The organism is Nakamurella sp. PAMC28650 (genome assembly GCF_014303395.1).
GTDB lineage: Bacteria > Actinomycetota > Actinomycetes > Mycobacteriales > Nakamurellaceae > Nakamurella.
In genome coordinates this window covers 3,389,387-3,404,020 of sequence record NZ_CP060298.1, presented here as the reverse complement: position 1 = coordinate 3,404,020, position 14,634 = coordinate 3,389,387, and the positions used below count along the sequence as shown (strand labels likewise).

Here is a 14,634-nt window from a genome sequence, read left to right as displayed (position 1 = left end):
GTCAGCCGAGGACCGGTCCGGCGGGCGGCGCAGGGACGAAGAAGGACAGCGTCCAGTCGGGTCGCGATTCGCCGTCGATGCTGGCCCGCCAGACCAGTACCCCACCGGCCGGCAGCGGGAGGCCGGTGTTGAAGTAGAGCACCACGTGGGATCGGGCCGGAAGGGCGCGGCGCGGGACGCCGTTGCCGCGGAAGTTGGGCTCCTCGACCTGCAGGGTCTGGCCGAACCTCATCACGCCGGCTCCCCCGGCGGTCAGCTCCACCGGCGAGCCGAAAGTGTCCTCCAGCACCACTTCGAAGGCGTACTGCTCGTTGAAGACCTCCGGCGGGAAGTCCAGGGAGACGACGAGCGCGAAGGCGGACGAGATGCCCTTGGCGTGGTCGCGGCCGACGATCTGCAGTCCGCCGCCGACCATCTGGAGCTTTCCCAGCTGATCGGCCACCGCATAGTCCGCCAGGACCAGGGAAACCGACGCACGTTCGAACACCTCGCTCATGGTGGTGATCGTGCCAGACGGCGCTCACCGGAAATCCCGGGAAGGCGTCGAGGCGACCAGATCGAGGGTGGCGATACGTTCGGCCAGCACCGAGAAAGCCGCCCCCTGCCGTTCCAGCATCCCTCTGACCAGAAGCGATGTCGATCCCCGCGCAACCTTGCGGTACTTCGACCAGAACCCGGTCGAACAGACGACGTTGATCATCCCCGACTCGTCCTCCAGGTTGATGAAGATGATCCCGGACGCGGTGGCCGGGCGTTGGCGGTGCGTCACCATCCCGGCCACCAAGACCCTGGTGCCGTGGGGGACGTCCGCCAGGCCCTTGGCCGAGATCACCCCAAGCTCGTCCAGCTTCTCCCGCGAGAACTCGGTCGGGTATGCCTCCGGCGAGATCCCGGTGGCCCACAGATCGGCGACCGTCAGCTCGATCTCGCTCATCCCCGGCAAGGACGGCGCATCGAGCCCGACCATGGAGCCCGGGAGGGTCCCGGTACGCTCCCCCGCCGCCGCGCCCACCGCCCAGAGCGCCCGTCGTCGGTCCTTGCCGTTCGGTTTCTCGCCCTGGAGGGTGAGCGCGTCCAGCGCTCCGGAGGTGGCCAACGCCTCGGCCTCCGGGGTGCTCAGGGTGATCGCTCTGGTCAGCTCGTCGATGTCGCGGTAACCGGCGGCCGGCCGGGCCGCGACGATCCGGTCGGCCACCTCGGTGCCCATCGTCCTGATACCGGCCAGCCCGAGCCTGATCGCCGGCCGGCCCCCCGGCCCCGGCTCCAGCCCGGCCTGCGCTCCCGAGAGATTGATGTCGGGCCGGCGGATGCTGACGCCGTGCCGCCGGGCGTCGGCGACCAGCGACTGCGGTGAGTAGAAGCCCATCGGCTGGGCCCGCAGCAGTGCGGCGGTGAATGCTGCGGGGTGGTGCAGCTTGAGCCACGAGGAGTAGAAGACCAGCGCGGCGAAGGAGAGGGCGTGCGACTCGGCGAACCCGAAGTTGGCGAAGGCCAGCAGCCGCTCGTAGATGCGGTCGGCGGCCGCGCCGGTGATCCCGTGCAGGTGCTGCATCCCGTCGTAGAGCCGGGTCTTCATCTTCTCCATCTTGGCGCTGGATCTCTTGGCCCCCATCGCCCTCCTGAGCTGGTCGGCCTCACCGGCGTCGAAGCCGGCGACGTCGACGGCGAGCTGCATCAGCTGTTCCTGGAACAGCGGGATGCCGAGGGTCTTGGACAGTGAACGCTCCATCACCGGGTGGTCGTAGACGACCGGCTCCAGCCCGTTGCGACGCCTGATGTACGGATGTACCGAACCGCCCTGGATGGGGCCGGGACGAATGAGCGCGACCTCCACCACCAGGTCGTAGAAGGTGCGTGGCTTGAGCCGCGGCAAGGTCGCCATCTGCGCGCGGGACTCGACCTGGAAGACGCCGACCGAGTCCGCCCGGCGCAGCATCTCGTAGACCGCCGGTTCCTCGAGATCGAGCTGGGCGAAATCCACCTCGATGTTCTCGTGCTCGCGCACCAGATCCACCGCATAGTGCAGCGCCGACAGCATGCCCAGGCCCAGCAGGTCGAACTTGACCAGCCCGATCGTCGCGCAGTCGTCCTTGTCCCACTGCAGCACCGACCGGTTCGGCTTTCGCCCCCACTCGACCGGGCAGACCTCCCCGACGGGTCGGTCGCAGATCACCATGCCACCGGAGTGGATCCCGAGATGCCTCGGGTAGTCCTGGATCTGGGCAGCCAACGCCAGTACATCGGCCGGGATGGCGTGCTCGGTCTCTTCCTGTTGGGCCAGCGGGACCCAGCCGTCGAGCTTTTTGGAGTAGGCGTCCTGCTGTCCGGGGGAATGGCCCATCGCCTTGGCCATGTCCCGCACTGCCATTCGCGCGCGGAAGGTGTTGACGTTGGCCACCTGTGCCGCCCTCTCCCGGCCGTACTTCTGGTAGACGTGCTGGATGACCTCCTCCCGGCGGTCGGACTCGATGTCGACGTCGATGTCCGGCGGCCCGTCACGCTCCGGGGCGAGGAACCGCTCGAAGAGCAGCCCGTACTTGACCGCGTCGACCGCGGTGATGCCCAACGCATAGCAGACTGCCGAATTCGCCGCCGAACCTCTTCCCTGGCAAAGGATCTCCTGACGTCGGCAGAAATCGACGATGTCGTGCACGATGAGGAAATACCCCGGGAAATGCAGATTTTCGATGATGCGCAACTCTTTCTCGATCTGCGCGTAGGCGTCGGGGCGAAGCTCGGGTGAGCCGTACCGGCCGGCGGCCCCGACCATCGTCAGCACCCGCAGGTGGCTGTTCTCGTCGTGACCGGGCGGCACGTCGAACGGCGGCAGCTGCGGGGCGACCAGCATCAGGTCGAACGCGCACTCCCGTCCGAACCTCGTCGAGTTCTGCACCGCGGTCGGGTATCTGGCGAACAGAGTGGCCATCTCCGCGCCGGATCGCAGGTGCGCCGCCGGCCCGGCGGGCAGATACGGATCCGCCTCGTCCAGACTTCGCCGGGCCCGGACCGCAGCCATCGCCGTACCGAGACGGTGCCCCCGGGGAAGGGCGTAGTGCGCTCCGGTGGTGGCGACCACCTCGAGGCCGAGGGAGCCGGCCAGTACGGCCAGTTCGTCGTTGTCCTCGTCGTCGGTGGGTTGCTGGTGGTTGCTCAGTTCGACGACGACGTTGTTCCGCCCGAACCGATCCATCAGACGGCGGATCTCCAGCTCGGCCAGCGCCGGGCCGCCCAGGGCCAGAGCCCTCCGGACACTGCCTTTGCGACAGCCGGTGAGGATCAACCACTGATCGTCCGAAGCCTGGGCCAGATCGTCGAGATCGTAGACAGGACGGCCTTTCTCGCCGCCCTCAAGCTGAGCCTTGCTGATCTGCTGCGCCAACCGGCGGTACCCCTCCTGGCCGCGGGCCAGCACCAGCAGGTGGCGACCGACCGGATCCGGCACACCGAGCTGCCCGGTCGGCAGCTCCAGCGACAGCTCGGCGCCGTAGAGGGTGCGGAGACCGACGTCCTTCGCCGCCTCGGCGAAACGCACCACACCGTAGAAGCCGTCGTGATCGGTGAGGGCCAACGCCTCCAGCCCCAGCTGGGCCGCCTCCACCGCAAGCGATTCCGGGGTGGACGCGCCGTCCAGGAAACTGAACGCCGAGTGGCAGTGCAACTCGGCGTAGGGCACGACGATCTCGGGTCGACGCCGGACCGGCTGCTGGATCGGGGCGAGATCGGCGGTCCCGGAGATTCGGCTGACCGTCGCCGGCGGGCCCCTGCCTTCCAACGGGGGGAGGCCGGAGAGCGCGCGTTCCAGTTCCCGCCACGGCACCGGTGGGTTCGACCAGCCCATCAGTCGTACACCCCCTCGATCTGCCAGCCGTCGATCCCGAACAGCAACAGCATCGCCGGACCGGCGTCGGGCAGGACCTGCAGCCGGGCCCGGTGTCTGGGCGGCGTGCTCACCGGCGAGGACCACCATCGCTCGTCCAGCAACCAGGGACCGGCCCAGCTCCGGATCCAGGACGTATCGAGCTGACCACCGTGCAGCCGGGCCGGCATACCGCTGAGCAGTCCTCTGTCGCTGATGCCGACCGGTGCCCCGTACTCGTCGAGCATCGTCACCGAGATCTCGGTCGTCGGCAGACGGGCCGGGGACGGGGACGGCAGGGCTCCCGGCCATGGTGCGGCCGGATCACGGGCCGGCACCTTCTCCTCACCCCACGGCAGCAGGGTGATCCGCTCGATGGGGCCACGGCCACCGGAACGCACCGGCGAGAGCACCGACTCGGGGCCGAGCAGGCCCTGGACCCTGGCGAAGGACCACCCGGCCCGTTGATCGTCCTGACCGTCCGACCCCCAGAGCCCGTACTGCACCAGGCCCGCACCGATCGCCTCCATCGGTTCGAGCCGGAGCAGGGTGATGCCCCCTGGGCCATGCGCGGCGGCGGTGCGGCCGGCGGTCAACCATCCGTCGAGCTGCCACCGCAACCGGTCGGCGGTCGCCGCCGCGGTCAGTGGCCGGGCGCAACGCCAGATCCGGGTCAGCTCCCCTCCCCGATCGGTCTTCGCGCTGATCGCCAGCCGGGTACAGGCCAGTCCGGCGTCGGCCAGCCGGGCGTGCAACCGCTCGGCCAGCGCCCTGGCTGCGAAAGCGGCCGAATCGACCCGCTCCAGCGACGGGTCGAACGACTGCTCGACGGCCAGCTCCTCGGGAATGATCCGTCGTGACATCCCCCGCTCCGCAAGCCCTTTGGCCAGTCGGTGCGCGACCACCGCATCCGTTCCGAACCGGGTGGCCACCTTGACGTCCGGCAATGCCGCGAAGGCCCCAGCAGTGGTGATGCCGAGGCGGACCAGTAGATCCACCAGTTCCATCCGGTCCGGCGGGGAGATGGCCGGGTCCCTGGCCAGCTCGGAGATCGGCAGCCCGGCACAGAACGCACCATCACCGCCGGTCGGCACGATCCTCACCTGCCGGGCGGCCAGCACCGCCACCGAGAGCGAGTCCGCGATACCGACGGAACATTCGACGTCGAGGGCCTCGACGATGTCGACGATTCGCTCGGCAGCGGCGGTCTCGTTCCCGAAGAACCGTGCCGGGCCCCGCGCGGAGCAGGCGATCATCCCCGGCCGGAGGATCTCCACCCCCGGAGCCACCGATTCGACCGCGGTGACCACCGGCTCGAACAGTCGGGCATCACGATCCTCGTCCGCCTTGAGCACCAACAGCTCCGGGCAGCGGGACTGGGCGTCCCGCCTGCGCTGACCGACCCTGATGCCCTCGGCCCTCGCCGCTGCCGTGCACGTCTGGACCCGGTTGGCGTGGAAGACGGCCACCGGATCCGATGCAGGCTTCCCCGCCTGCCGTGCACCGGCCACCGCAGGCCAGTCCGGACACCAGATCACCAGCGTGCGGGCGCGATCGGGTGGCGCCTTTGCCTCCTGAGTCACACCAGACACAGCCGTATCACCCATCACATCTCCCTCGGAAACATCGAAGATCCCGCCGAATCAGCACGTCATCGAACCTTTGTTCGAGAGTAGATCAGGGGTCCGACAGTCGACAAGAGAGCCCCGAGCACCTGCTGTCGTCACGGAGCACCCCCTCTCGTCACCGAGCACCCGCTCGTTGTGATCCGGGAGGTGTGGCGTGGCGACCACAGGTGTGGCGTGGCGACCACAGCTGCGGCGTGACCCCAACAGGTGCGGCGTGGCGTCCGGCACCCCCTCTCGTCACCGAGCACCCCCTGTCGTCACCGAGCACCCGCTCGTTGTGATCCGGGAGGTGTGGCGTGGCGACCACAGGTGCGGGGTGACGTCGGAGGGTCCTGCCGGGGATCAGCCGACCTCGGCGACCACCGGTTCCGACACGGCACCTTCCGACACGGCACCTTCCGACACGGCACCGCCCACCGAGCGGATCGGCATGACGCCAATGTCCACCCTGGATCGGCTGCTCTGCAGGAACATGGACACCGAGTTGCGACGACCGGCGGCGCCGCGTCCTTCGACCTCGACGACCAGTTCCCGATCACGGAGCCGGCCATGGCCCTGCCCCAGCCCGACCCAGCCCTCGATCCGGCTCCGCAGCACCAAGTCTGCCCCCGGCCAGCGACCGGCCACCAGCAGCACGGTGCCGCTCTGCCGCAACCGGGCGTTCAGCACCTTGAGCCGGGACGGCGGCAGTACCTTGGGCGGGACGACGGCGATCATGTCCACCCCGTCCGCCAGCACCGAGAGGATTTGCAGCACATCGGGTCCCGGATCGGGGACCAGTACGATGCGATTGAGGTCGACGCCCAGTTCGGAGGCGGCCAGCAGTCCGACGTCCGGAAGGCCGACCAGGGCAGACCATGCGTTCGCCGGCGCTGCCAGCAGGGCAAGGAGCAGGCTGGTGGAACCACTGGCACCGATCAGGCTGACCACGCCGCCACGGGGAAGACCGCCCAGCGGCAGGACCTCGGCCAGCGGTGCCGGTACGGCGAGCACCGGCCGGGCCGACACGCTCATCTTGCGGCGGAGTTCGGCCACTACCTGCTGACGATCGGAATCGAACACAAGTTCGATGATAACCCTGACGTCAGAGCGTGGCTACCCAGCGCTCGAGTACTTCTGCACCCGCGTCACCGGACTTCTCCGGGTGGAACTGGGTCGCCGACAACGGTCCGTTCTCCACCGCGGCGACGAACCGGTCACCTCCGTGCTCGGCCCACGTCACCGCCGGCGGCGTGAACGGGCCGGTGACCTCCAACTCCCATCGCCGGACGGCGTACGAGTGCACGAAGTAGAACCTGGTCTCCGGGTCGAGCCCGGCGAACAGCTTGGACTCCGGAGCGGGCAGCAGGGTGTTCCAGCCCATGTGCGGAACGATCGGGGCATGCAGTTTCTCCACGGTGCCCGGCCATTCGCCGACGCCCTCGGTCTGCTCGCCGTGTTCGACCCCGGACTCGAACATGATCTGCATGCCGACGCAGATGCCGAGCACCGGACGCGCCCCGGCCAGTCGCCGGCCGATGATCCGATCACCCCGCACCGCCCGCAGACCCGCCATGCAGGCGGCATAGGCGCCCACCCCGGGCACCACCAGACCGTCGGCGGCCATGGCGGTCTCGAAATCCCCGGTCACCTCGACGTCGGCACCGGTACGGCGCAACGCCCGCTCCGCCGAGGCGAGATTCCCGGAGCCGTAGTCCAGGACGACGACCTTCACACCAACCACAGGATCCCACCGGCGACGCAACCAGCGGCGAACACTCCCATGATCACCGCAGCCACCCGGGAACCACCCCGCCACAAGGAGAGCACTCCGCCGATCAGAAAGCCGCCGAGCAGGATCAGCACGTAGGCGAACCAGTTCACAGCACACCCTTGGTCGAGGGAATCCCACCCACCCGCGGATCCGGCTCGGCCGCTGCCCGCAGGGCGCGGGCGACGGCCTTGTACTGCGCCTCGCAGATGTGATGCGGGTCGCGTCCGTGGATCACCCGCACGTGCAGCGCGATCCTCGCGTGAAAAGCCAGGGAGTCGAAGACATGTCGGTTCAGTACCACCGGATAGTTGTTGCCGACGGTGAAACCAAGGATCGATTCCGGTTCGCCTGTGTGCACCGAGAACGGACGACCGGACAGGTCGACGGCGGCGTGTGCGAGCGTCTCGTCCATCGGGATGAAGGCGTCGCCGAACCGCCGGATGCCGGACTTGTCCCCCAGCGCCTGCGCCAGTGCCTGGCCCAGCACGATGGCGGTGTCCTCGACGGTGTGGTGCGCATCGATGTCGATGTCGCCGGTCGATCTGACCGTCAGGTCGAACGATCCGTGCACCCCGAACGCGGTCAGCATGTGATCGAAGAACCGGACACCGGTGGAGATGTCGACCTTCCCGCTGCCGTCCAGGTCGATGTCCACCAGGACGGAGGACTCACTCGTCGTCCGTTCGATCCTGGCCCGGCGGTCGGCGGTCACACAGTCTCCTTCAGACGGGAACTCACAGCGAGAAAGACGTCGTTCTCATGCTCGGTGCCGACGGTGGCACGCAGGAACCCCGGGATCCCGGGATCCCGGATCAGCACACCGTCGTCGAGATAGGCCTGCCACACCGCGTGGGCGTCCTCGAAACGACCGAACAGCAGGAAGTTGGCGTCCGAGTCGATCACCTCGAAGCCGAGTGCGCTCAGCGCGGCCGCAACCCGGATCCGTTCGCGGACCAACCGCGCCACCGAGGCCAACGTGTCCTCACCGTGCCGCAGGGCGGCCAGCGCGGCCGCCTGGGTCAGGACCGAGAGGTGATAGGGCAGTCGCACCAACAACAGTGCATCGACGATGGCCGGTGACGCCGCCAGGTACCCGAGCCGGCCACCGGCGAAGGCGAAGGCCTTGGACATCGTCCTGGACACCACCACCTGGGCCGGGAACTCGTCGATCAGCGCGATCGCGCTGGGCCGATCGGAGAACTCGGCGTAGGCCTCGTCCACCACCACGATGCCGGGCGTCGCCGCAACGATGGCCCGGATATCCTGCAGCGCGATGGATCCACCGGTCGGATTGTTCGGGCTGGTGATGAACAGGATGTCCGGCTGCTGCTGCGCGACCGCCGCGACCGCCGCCGGGATGTCGATGGTGAAATCAGCCCGTCGCGGAGTCGGCAACCATTGCGTCTGCGTCCCGGTGGAGATGATCGGGTGCATCGAGTAGGACGGCTCGAACCCGAGTGCACGACGTCCCGGCCCACCGAACGCCTGCAGCAGCTGCTGCAGGATCTCGTTCGAACCGTTGGCCGCCCAGACGTTCTCGACGGTCAGCGGTACCGAGGTGGTGCGGGCGAGGTAGGCCGCCAGCGAGGTCCGCAGTTCGACGGCGTCCCGGTCCGGGTAGCGGTTGAGGTCGGCCGCCGCCTTGCCGACCGAATCCGCCAGATCCGCCAGCAGCGCCGCTGACGGAGGGAACGGGTTCTCGTTGGTGTTGATCTGGACCGGCACGTCCAGTTGCGGTGCGCCGTAAGGACTCCGGCCGACCAGATCACTGCGCAGCGGGAGGTCGGCCAACCGTGCACCGGCACCGATCATCGAGGTAACCCGTCCGGGAAGCGGGCGCTCACGGCCTCTCCGTGGGCCGGCAGGTTCTCCGCGGAGGACAGCGCGAGCACGTGATCGGCGACCGCCGCCAGCGCGTCCCGCGAGTACTCGATGACCTGCATCTGCTTCAGGAACGTGGTGGTCGCCAACCCCGACGAGAAACGGGCGCACCCGGCGGTGGGCAGCACGTGGTTGGAACCGGCACAGTAGTCACCGAGCGAGACCGGCGAGTACTTCCCGACGAAGATCGCGCCCGCGTTGCGGATGCGGCGCGCGACGATCGGGGCGTCGGTGGTCTGGATCTCCAGGTGTTCGGCCGCGTAGGCGTCGGCCACCTTGATGCCGTCCTCCAGGCTCGCCACCACCACGATCGCCGACTGGGGGCCGGTCAGCGCAGCCGTCACCCGGTCGCTGTGCTTGGTCCGCACGACGCGGTCGATGACCTTGTCCTCCACCGCGTTGGCCAGCGCGATCGAGGTGGTGATCAGGACCGAGGCGGCCATCGGATCGTGCTCGGCCTGCGACACCAGGTCGGCGGCGACGTGATCGGCGTCGGCCTTCTCGTCGGCCAGGATGGCGATCTCGGTCGGGCCGGCCTCGGCATCGATCGCGACGACGCCGCGGAGCAGGCGCTTGGCCGCCGTCACGTAGACGTTGCCAGGACCGGTGATCACGTCCACCGGTTCGATGGTGGTGCCGTCGACGTCGATGACGCCGTAGCCCAGCATCGCGATGGCCTGTGCCCCACCGGCGGCATAGACCTCGCTCACCCCGAGCAGTCCGCACGCGGCCAGCACGGTGGCATCCGGCCAACCGGTGCTCTTCTGCGGGGGCGAGGTGACGGCGATGCCGGTGACCCCGGCGACCTGGGCCGGGACGACGTTCATCACGACGCTGGACGGGTACACGGCCAGACCACCCGGCACGTACAGCCCGACGCGACGGACCGGGACCCACCGCTGGGTCACCGTGCCGCCGGGAGCGATCTGCGTCACGCGCTCCGTCGGCACCTGGGCGGAGTGGCCGATCCGGGCCCGGGAGATCGATTCCAGCAGGGCCGCCCGCACCGCGGGGTCGAGAGCCTCGACCGCGTCCGCGATCACCTGCGCCGGCACCCGGAGCGAGGTGGGACGCAACCCGTCGAACTTCTCGGTGGCGTCCAGGACCGCTGCCGATCCGCGCTTGCGGACGTCCTCCACCAGCGGCGCGACGGCGACCACCGCAGCCGAGACGTCGATGGCGGCCCTGGGCAGCATGTTGCGGACGTTGCCAAGTCCTTGTCGCAGGTCGATCCGGCGCAGCATGGTGGCGGTTCCTCGTTTCGTAGCTGGACGACTCCAGCCTAGGTGAGATCCACAAGGGCAATACCCGGGCCGGCGCCCAGCCGGGTCACCTCGCGGCCGTCCGGTCGCCATGCGCCGGAAAGTCCGCAGGCCGGACCGCCGCCGGTTCCGCCGGAGTACTGGGCGAGCACCACCCACATGCCCTTCCTCGCCGCCTGCCGCATCTGCACGTCGATCTGCTTCTCGCGACCGATCACGAACAGAGCGCCGACGAGGTAGGCATCGGCTCCGGACTCGCTCGCGGCGGCCGCGTGCGACTCCATGGCAGCGTCCGCACAGACCGCCATCGCCAGTTTCCAGCCGTTGACGGTCAGCCGACCGGGAGAGGTACCGGCACTGAAGATGCCGATCTCGCCGACGGCCAGATGCTGCTTCGCATAGATCTGCCGCACGGCCCCGCGGGGGTCGATGTGCAGCACTCCGATCTGCGGTAGCGACCCGCTCGCCGTCGGCGCCCCGACCAGGGCATGCACCCTGCGCCGCTGGCAGATCAGCGAGATCGGTTGCAGCACCGCGCTGTCCGGGGTGATCCGGAGGCCGTGCAGATCGATCAGGTCAGGCTCGTAGCCGGTGAGCGAGAGCTCAGGGAACAGCACGACGTCGGCACCGAGCTCGGCGGCCTCGTCGATCTGCCGGGCGTGTTCGGCGACGGTGCCGGCGATGTCCCCGGGGTGCGAAAGGCATTGCACGGCGGCGATGCGCAGCGGTTCCCGGGCTCCGCTCATCGAAGGTCCAGACCCAGATCGACAGCAGGCGATGAATGGGTGAGGGCGCCGACGGCCAGATAGTCGACGCCGGTCGCGGCGACGGCCGCCGCGTCCGTCAGCGCCAGCCCACCGGAGGACTCCAGCATCACGCCGGGATGGCCGGACCTGGTCCGGCGAACGGCTTCCACGGTGTCGGCGAGCCGGAAGTTGTCGAGCAGGATCAGTTGGGCGCCTGCGTCAAGGGCCTCGTCGAGCTGCGCCAATGTGTCCACCTCGACCTCGAGCGGGATATCCGGTCTCACGGAACGTACAGCGTCGATGGCCGCCCGCACAGACCCCGCTGCCGCCACGTGGTTGTCCTTGATCAGGGCCGCGTCGCCCAGGCTCATCCGGTGGTTGACGCCACCGCCGCACCGGACGGCATATTTCTCCAGCGCGCGCAGGCCGGGCAGCGTCTTGCGGGTGTCCCTGATCCGCGCCCCGGTCCCGTGCACGGCGTCGACCCACTGCCTGGTGAGACTGGCGATCCCGGTCAGGTGCGTCAGGATGTTCAGCGCAGTGCGTTCCGCCGTGAGGATGCCGGACACCCTGCCCCGCAGCAGGATCGCCGGCACACCCGGAACCAGCAAGGTCCCGTCCGGGACCAGCTCGAAGGTGAAGTTGCCCGGCCCGAGGATGGCGTCGAAGATGGCGATCGCCACCGGTCCGCCCGCCAGGACCCCCGGCTGACGCGGCGTGATGGCGGCCCCGGCCACGGCGTCGGCCGGCACGGTGGCGGTCGTCGTGACGTCCGGGCCGTCGGCGAAGTCCTCGTCCAGCGCCCGGGTCACCACGGCAGCCACCGTCTCCTGGTCGAGCCCGGCGTCCGCCAGTGCCGTGCGGGTCCGGGGCGACCATTCGTCCGGCGTCATGCCGTCACCCTCCCCAGATCCCCGACGTGGGTGGACAGGATGCCGTCCCGACATTCCACCACGACGGAGGTCGCCCGGTCCGGCGAGGCGGCCGGGAAGTCGGTCCGGACGTGGCATCCCCGGGACTCCGTGCGGGCGACTGCCGCCGCGAGCAGCGCCTGCGAAGCAAGGGCGAGGTTCGCCGCCTCGACGGTGGCACGGCTCGCGGTGGTCGTGGGCCGGGCCCTGATGGCGGCGGCGGCGGTGGCCAGACCTGCTGCGTCACGGCCGATCCCGGCGTGGGCGCTCATCAAGGCCTGGGCGTCGTCGCGGCCCTCCGCCGAGCACGACGGAAGCTCGGGAAGGACCAGATCGTGGTCATCGTGCCCGGTTTCCAGCTCGCGCGGCAGCACGGCGGCCGCGCGTTCGCCCATCACCAGACCTTCCAGCAGGGAGTTGGAGGCCAGGCGGTTCGCACCGTGCAGGCCGGTCCGGGCGACCTCGCCGATCGCGTACAGGCCGGGCACCGTGGTGCGGCCGAACAGATCGGTGACCACACCGCCGCAGTGGTAGTGGGCGGCCGGCGCGACCGGGATGGGCTGGGTGTTCGGGTCGATCCCGACGTCGGCGCACGCCGCCGACACGGTGGGGAAACGCCGCGCGAAGACGTCCGGAGCAATCCCGGTGGCATCCAGGAACACGTGATCGCGCACGCCGCCGGGCGCACCGGCCAACCGGCGGGTGATGGCCAGCGACACCACGTCCCGCGGAGCCAGGTCCCCCAGGGGATGGACGCCGGCCATCACCCTGGCCCCGGTGGCGTCGATCAGCACGGCGCCCTCGCCGCGGACGGCCTCGGTCACCAACGGCCGGTGGCCGCGCACCCCGCCGCCGGTGAACAGCACGGTCGGGTGGAACTGCATGAACTCCAGGTCGGCCAGTGCCGCGCCGGCCCGGAGGGCCATGGCCAGGCCATCGCCGGTGGCGACGTCCGGGTTAGTGGTGGCCGCATACAGGTGCCCGGCGCCGCCGGTGGCCAGCACCACCGCATCGGCCCTGATCAGACCCACCGTGCCGTCCTCGGCGAGGACGGTGACGCCGACGGCCCGGCCGGCCGCGTTCCGGACGACGTCCAGCACCTGGTGCCCGGTCAGCATGCCGGGCAGCCCGTCGGCGGAAAGGAGCGACCGTTCGATCTCGGCGCCGGTGGCGTCGCCGCCGGCGTGGATCACCCGGTTCGCCGAGTGGCCACCTTCGCGTGTCCGCAGCAGACCGTCGGGCCCGGCGTCGAAGTGGGCTCCCCTGGCCACCAGTCCGGCCACCGCGGCCGGGCCCTCGGTGAGGATCATCCCGACCGCGGCGGCATCGGACAGGCCACCGCCGGCGACCAGGGTGTCGTATATGTGGGCACCGACGGAGTCACCGGCGTCACGCTCGTTGCGGACCACGGCCACGCCGCCCTGGGCCCAGTAGGTGTTGGCCTCGTCCGGCGCGCCCTTGGTCAGCAGCAGCACCGAAACGCCGGTGGCCGCCACGTCGATCGCACACGTCAACCCGGCGACACCGGTACCGACGACGACGACCTGGGATCTGGCCTCCCAGTCGGGCATCACTCGCCACCTCCGCCGGAGGAGCCGATGGCGATCATGCGCTCGACGGCTCCGCGGGCTGCGGCGGCGGTGACCGCATCGACGTGCACCTCGTCGCGGTTCTCCAACAACGATCGCATCAGCTTCTCAGGGGTGATCATCTTCATGTACCGGCAGGACGCCTTCTCGTTGACGGCCAGGAAGTCGATCCCGGGGGCCGCCCGCCTCAACTGGTGGATCATCCCGATCTCGGTGGCGACCAGGACCGATCGGGACGACGAAGTGGCTGCGGCGGTGACCATCTCGCCCGTCGACAGGATCTTGATCCGCTCCTTCGGGACTGCGCCGCTGGTCGCCAGGTAGAGGGCACTCGTCGCGCATCCGCACTCGGGGTGGATGTACAGATCGGCGTCCGGGTGGGCGGCGGCCTTGGCGGACAGCTCGGCACCGTTGATCCCGGCGTGCACATGGCACTCGCCGCCCCAGACCTTGATGTTGTCGCGCTGCAGGACCCGGCGCACGTGGGCGCCGAGGAACTGGTCGGGTCCGAACAGCACCGGAGTGTCACGGGGGATCGAATCGACGACCTCCACCGCATTGGAGGACGTGCAGCAGATGTCGGTCTCGGCCTTCACCGCAGCGGTCGTGTTGACGTAGGAAACCACGACGGCGCCGGGGTTGTCGGCCTTCCAGGCGCGGAGCTCCTGGACGGTCAGCGAGTCGGCGAGCGAGCAGCCGGCAGCCTCGTCGGGGATCAGCACGGTCTTCTCGGGGGAGAGGATCTTGGCGGTCTCGGCCATGAAGTGGACACCGCAGAAGATGATCGTCGACTGCTGCGCGGTGGCGGCGATCCGTGAGAGCGCCAACGAGTCGCCGACGTGGTGGGCGACGTCCTGGATGATCGGGAGTTGGTAGTTGTGCGCCAGGATGACCGCGTCGCGGTCCTTCGCCAGGCGATGGATCTCCTCGACCCAGTCCAGCGAGCCTGGAACATCGAGGGTGGGTGCCGACATGTCGCGTCCTCCTGCCAGGGGTTTTCGACTTATA

Annotated in this window: 13 protein-coding genes; all 13 read right to left on the bottom strand. The window is 69.5% G+C overall.

What is annotated here, in order from left to right:
• Position 1: 1 nt before the first annotated feature.
• The 13 genes from H7F38_RS15450 to nadA all read right to left on the bottom strand — a co-directional run bounded on the left by H7F38_RS15450 (position 2) and on the right by nadA (position 14,600).
• Entirely contained in the window at positions 2 to 496 is a 495-nt protein-coding gene (locus tag H7F38_RS15450) for a hypothetical protein (RefSeq protein WP_187090687.1), read from the bottom strand.
• A 24-nt stretch (positions 497 to 520) separates the two neighbouring features.
• Positions 521 to 3,838 (bottom strand): error-prone DNA polymerase, encoded by a 3,318-nt coding sequence (locus H7F38_RS15445; RefSeq protein ID WP_187090686.1) that lies wholly within the window; start codon positions 3,836 to 3,838, stop codon positions 521 to 523.
• The gene (locus H7F38_RS15440; protein WP_255498000.1) at positions 3,838 to 5,439 is read right to left on the bottom strand and encodes a DNA polymerase Y family protein; all 1,602 of its coding nucleotides are present in this window, start codon (positions 5,437 to 5,439) and stop codon (positions 3,838 to 3,840) included. Before H7F38_RS15440 ends, H7F38_RS15445 begins: the two co-directional genes overlap by 1 nt.
• A gap of 387 nt (positions 5,440 to 5,826) precedes the next feature.
• Complete coding sequence (locus H7F38_RS15435) at positions 5,827 to 6,546, bottom strand: hypothetical protein (protein WP_187090684.1); 720 nt, start codon at positions 6,544 to 6,546, stop codon at positions 5,827 to 5,829.
• Between the two features lie 22 nt (positions 6,547 to 6,568).
• Positions 6,569 to 7,207, bottom strand: coding sequence for an imidazole glycerol phosphate synthase subunit HisH (hisH, locus tag H7F38_RS15430; RefSeq protein WP_187090683.1), 639 nt, complete (start codon positions 7,205 to 7,207; stop codon positions 6,569 to 6,571).
• On the bottom strand, positions 7,195 to 7,347 hold the full coding sequence (locus H7F38_RS15425) for a hypothetical protein (protein ID WP_187090682.1): 153 nt from the start codon (positions 7,345 to 7,347) through the stop codon (positions 7,195 to 7,197). The genes hisH and H7F38_RS15425 overlap by 13 nt, the downstream gene beginning before the upstream one ends.
• Positions 7,344 to 7,949, bottom strand: a complete 606-nt coding sequence (gene hisB, locus H7F38_RS15420; RefSeq protein WP_187090681.1) for an imidazoleglycerol-phosphate dehydratase HisB — start codon at positions 7,947 to 7,949, stop codon at positions 7,344 to 7,346. The genes H7F38_RS15425 and hisB overlap by 4 nt, the downstream gene beginning before the upstream one ends.
• Positions 7,946 to 9,049 (bottom strand): histidinol-phosphate transaminase, encoded by a 1,104-nt coding sequence (locus H7F38_RS15415; RefSeq protein ID WP_187090680.1) that lies wholly within the window; start codon positions 9,047 to 9,049, stop codon positions 7,946 to 7,948. Before H7F38_RS15415 ends, hisB begins: the two co-directional genes overlap by 4 nt.
• Positions 9,046 to 10,362 carry a histidinol dehydrogenase gene (gene hisD, locus H7F38_RS15410; protein ID WP_187090679.1) on the bottom strand — a complete coding sequence of 439 codons (1,317 nt, stop codon included), beginning with the start codon at positions 10,360 to 10,362 and terminating at the stop codon, positions 9,046 to 9,048. Before hisD ends, H7F38_RS15415 begins: the two co-directional genes overlap by 4 nt.
• A gap of 38 nt (positions 10,363 to 10,400) precedes the next feature.
• Entirely contained in the window at positions 10,401 to 11,126 is a 726-nt protein-coding gene (locus tag H7F38_RS15405) for a carbon-nitrogen hydrolase family protein (protein WP_187090678.1), read from the bottom strand.
• On the bottom strand, positions 11,123 to 12,019 hold the full coding sequence (gene nadC, locus H7F38_RS15400; RefSeq protein WP_187090677.1) for a carboxylating nicotinate-nucleotide diphosphorylase: 897 nt from the start codon (positions 12,017 to 12,019) through the stop codon (positions 11,123 to 11,125). Before nadC ends, H7F38_RS15405 begins: the two co-directional genes overlap by 4 nt.
• Positions 12,016 to 13,608 carry an L-aspartate oxidase gene (locus H7F38_RS15395; protein ID WP_187090676.1) on the bottom strand — a complete coding sequence of 531 codons (1,593 nt, stop codon included), beginning with the start codon at positions 13,606 to 13,608 and terminating at the stop codon, positions 12,016 to 12,018. Before H7F38_RS15395 ends, nadC begins: the two co-directional genes overlap by 4 nt.
• On the bottom strand, positions 13,608 to 14,600 hold the full coding sequence (gene nadA / locus H7F38_RS15390) for a quinolinate synthase NadA (protein WP_187090675.1): 993 nt from the start codon (positions 14,598 to 14,600) through the stop codon (positions 13,608 to 13,610). Before nadA ends, H7F38_RS15395 begins: the two co-directional genes overlap by 1 nt.
• Positions 14,601 to 14,634: the final 34 nt, after the last annotated feature.